Raw genomic sequence first — 3731 nt, 5'->3', positions numbered from 1 at the left:
GCTGTGTCCATGCCGCCCATAACACACCAACGGACGCCGTTCCGGGACTCTACGTGTTATTTTTCTGCGCTCCCTTAGCGAGGACGATCTTTGTCGCAACTGGCGATCAGATCAATCGTTTCAATGCCCTCATGATCGGGCCGGGGTTAGCGAGGGCACCCCCCTTGGGACCCCCGCTGAGCTGCAACGATGGTACCCCGTTGCGAGCACCCATCCCAGAGGATCTTGATAAAGATCGAAATCCAAGCGCCAAAATAGATCGACATATGCCTTGAGCTGCACAAACAGATCCGTCGAGGATCATGACAAAAGGAGGACCCGGGAAAACGATCTGTACCGATCGCAGCCAGGCCGGCCTGATCCATCACGCGACCGCCACCTCCGAGTCACGATCTCTGATCGGTCACACCATGCGCGACGTGACAAACATCCGACACCATTGGCTACGGTACGCATCATCGGTGGACGGAAGGGCGTTGGATGGGTCAGCTGTACGCGCGGGCGTTCACCTCGCAGGCACTGCTGGACGCCTGGGCGGAGGTCCGCGACGCCGCCCTAGCCGACGGACATCCCGATACCGAGGTAGCCGCGTTCGAAGCCAACGCAGCCCGTAACCTCGACGAACTCGGTACGGCACTCGCGGATGGCGAATGGCTGGCGTCCCCGGTACGCAAAGTGGAGATCCCGAAGCCGTCCGGCGGTGTCCGCATCCTTGGCGTGCCCTGCCTGATCGACAGAGTCGTCGAGCGGGCGCTGCTGCGGGTGCTGGACCCGGTGATCGATCCGCTGCTGATGCCGTGGAGCTTCGCCTACCGCCGTGGGCTCGGCGCCAAGGACGCCCTCGCCGCCCTGGCGGAGGCCCGCGACAGCGGAATGAGCTGGGTCGCCCGGTCGGACATCGAGGACTGTTTCCCGTCCATCCCGCAGTGGGAGGTGCTGCGCCGGCTGCGCGAGGTGGTCGACGACGAACGGGTCATCCACCTGGTGGGTTGAAGCGGTCCCGGTTCCGTGGACAGCGGACCTGAAGGCCACTGTCCACGAGAAAGGGCCGTCATGGGGTCAACACCCAGGCAGGGCGGTCGAGCGGGTGTCAGGCAGGGCCGCGGCAATGCGCTGCCGCAACGTCGCTTTGAGGGTGTCGATTCCACGCCAGGAGGCGGCGGTGACCTCGTCGGTCTGGAGTTGGCGCACGTCAGCGGTGGTGCGGAAGAGGAATCGGAAGTCGACGTGCCGGTGCTCCGGCTCGCCCTTGGCGTCGTTGGCGGGGATTGGGTGGACGTCGATGTGGATCGGCTGGCCACCGACCGATGTGACGGCATCTGCGGGGATACCGGTCTCCTCAGCGAGTTCGCGCAGGGCTGCTTCCAGCAGCGAGGTGTCCTGGCTTTCGAGGTGGCCGCCGGGTAGGAGCCAGCTGTTGAGCGCTCGGTGGTGAATGTGCAGGATGCGTCCGTCGGTGTTGACGATCGCCGCGCCGACGGTGGCATGGCCGCGGAACTCCTTGCGGGAGGTGATGTCGCTGCCGGTGTCCAGGAGGTCGAAGACGGGTACGAGGTCGGGCTTTTCCTCGGGGTGTGCGTCGAGGTAGACAGTCAGGGTGGTGCGGATGTGGTCTGCCGTGATAGCCATGTCGATCACCTGTTGACGTAGGAGAGCCAGATTGCCGCGATCGCGGCGCGGTCGGTTGCGGGAACCTCGTGGATGCCTGGGTGAGGTCGCCACGGGTGAGCATCCTGATCCCGGCAAGTATCTCGGCCCGGACGCCGACTACTGGATCGTCCGATAGCCACGAGGGATCCGTGTTCCAAGCGTCCGCCGGCGGACGGTGCCCAGTCAGCAGGCGTCGGTGCGGGCCTTGCTCTCCTGGGCCTGGCCATCCCAGTCGATGCCGCCGTGAAGGTCGAGGTATGCGTCCGTCAGCGCGTCGGTCCGCGCATCGAACCGGTCGAGGGAACCACTGGTGGTGGACCGGGCTCGGCTACTGTGAGCATCGGGGTTCAGGGCCCATGTAGGGGGATGCGATGCCGGCTTCGCTGTCGCTGAAATTCACGACACCGCCGCGCTCGCCGTTACCCCGCCATCTGCTCGGTGCCGCCGCCCGGCTTTTCGAAACTCCCGACTCCGACCATCACGCTGACACGAAACCGTTCGCGGCCGGCCTGCTCCGGCCGTCGGCAGGCTCCGCCGGCCCGGGAAAGCCGGGCGACTCCCCGGCGATGACGGTGTGGCGGCTGGGATGGCTCGGCCACGGCGACCTGCCACCGACCTGGCCGCCGCGGACGGTTCGCTTCGGGCCGTGCGAACAGTCGGTCATGGGGTTCGACGCGGACCTCTGGCCGTTCGCGCGGCTGGCGTCGGTCGGGCCGGCCCGGCGGGTCCGGCTGCGGATGCTCACCCCCACCTTCTTCTCCCGCAACGGCCGGGACCTGCCGCTGCCCGAACCGGTGTTGATCGTGCGCTCACTGCTCGCCCGGTGGAACGCCCACGCCCCGGACACCCTGACGATCGATGACAGCGCCGCCCGTGAGCTGGTCGGCTCGGTGTTCCTGGACGCGGTGTCCGGCGCGAGCGAGCAGGTTCCGGTTACCGAACAGATCCGCCAGGTCGGTTTCGTGGGCGAGGCCGAGCTACGCCTGTTGAAGACGGCGTCGGCGGCCGCGGCCGAGGTGTTCGGCGCGCTCATGCGGTTCGCGGCGATCGCCGGGGTCGGTGCGCAGACCACGCACGGCTTCGGAGCTGTCGACATCAGGAACAGACAAATCGGGAAGTGACGCCGCCCGACCGCCCCGCCGGATGAGCCGTGGCCGTCCCGCCAGCATCCGCGCCAGGCGCGATCACGCGCCCGCGACCGGCCGGGCGCGGTATTACTGCTGAGAAGGACCCGCCTGAGCTGCGGCGGAGCCGATGAGATGCGCGCCGTCGGCGCGCCCGGACGCGTGGGGAAGGGAACACCCGTGGGACTGCTCGAGGACAAGGCGGCTGTCATCACCGGTGGCGCGCAGGGCCTGGGGCTCGCCATCGCCCAGCTCTTCGTCGCCAACGGCGCCAGGGTGGTGCTCGCCGACATCAACGTCGAGAAAGCCGCCGAGGCCGCGAAGGAACTGGGGCCGGCGATCGCCGTCCGCACGGATGTCACCAGGGAGGACGACGTCCAGGCGCTCGTCGAGGCCTGCCAGCGGGAGTACGGGCGGATCGACATCATGGTCAACAACGCCGGCATCACCCGCGACGCCAGCATGAAGAAGATGTCCGCCGACGACTTCCGGCTCGTGATCGACATCCACCTGTTCGGCGCGTGGCTCGGCACCAAGGCAGCCGGTCTCGCCATGAAGGAACAGGGCGGCGGTTCGATCATCAATATGTCATCGATCTCCGGGAAGGTCGGCAACTTCGGCCAGACCAACTACAGCGCGGCCAAGGCCGGCATCGTCGGTCTCACCAAGGCCGCCGCGAAGGAGCTGGCCAAGGGCGGGGTGCGGGTCAACGCCATCCAGCCCGGTCTGATCCGGACCGCCATGACCGAGGCGATGCCACGGGACGTCTGGGAGTCGAAGCTGACCGAGATCCCGCTGGGACGGGCGGGCGAACCAGCCGAGGTGGCCGGCGCCGCGCTGTTCCTGGCCAGCGAGCTGTCGAGCTACATCACCGGGACGGTGCTGGAGATCTCCGGCGGGCGCCACATCTGACGGCTTAGAGCGCCCGGCAATAGGGGCGTGGTTCAAGGAGCGGGG

At 67.4% G+C, this 3731-nt stretch carries 4 protein-coding genes; 3 read left to right on the top strand and 1 reads right to left on the bottom strand.

From position 1 onward, the window contains the following. The first annotated feature begins 480 nt into the window (after positions 1-480). Positions 481-993 carry a reverse transcriptase domain-containing protein gene (locus tag MJ783_RS15275; RefSeq protein WP_239311108.1) on the top strand — a complete coding sequence of 171 codons (513 nt, stop codon included), beginning with the start codon at positions 481-483 and terminating at the stop codon, positions 991-993. A gap of 66 nt (positions 994-1059) precedes the next feature. Here MJ783_RS15275 and MJ783_RS15270 read toward each other — a convergent pair whose 3' ends face one another. Beyond that, positions 1060-1629, bottom strand: a complete 570-nt coding sequence (locus MJ783_RS15270) for an NUDIX hydrolase (RefSeq protein ID WP_239311107.1) — start codon at positions 1627-1629, stop codon at positions 1060-1062. A 392-nt stretch (positions 1630-2021) separates the two neighbouring features. On the opposite strand from MJ783_RS15270, the gene cas6 reads away from it, so the two are divergent. After that, positions 2022-2771, top strand: a complete 750-nt coding sequence (gene cas6, locus MJ783_RS15265; protein WP_239311106.1) for a CRISPR system precrRNA processing endoribonuclease RAMP protein Cas6 — start codon at positions 2022-2024, stop codon at positions 2769-2771. Positions 2772-2954: 183 nt separating this feature from the next. Beyond that, positions 2955-3686 carry a 3-oxoacyl-ACP reductase FabG gene (fabG, locus tag MJ783_RS15260; protein WP_239311105.1) on the top strand — a complete coding sequence of 244 codons (732 nt, stop codon included), beginning with the start codon at positions 2955-2957 and terminating at the stop codon, positions 3684-3686. The last annotated feature ends 45 nt before the right edge of the window (positions 3687-3731 follow it).

The organism is Protofrankia sp. Cj3 (assembly GCF_917627355.1).
Lineage (GTDB): Bacteria > Actinomycetota > Actinomycetes > Frankiales > Frankiaceae > Protofrankia.
This window is presented reverse-complemented; position numbering and strand designations above follow the sequence as displayed.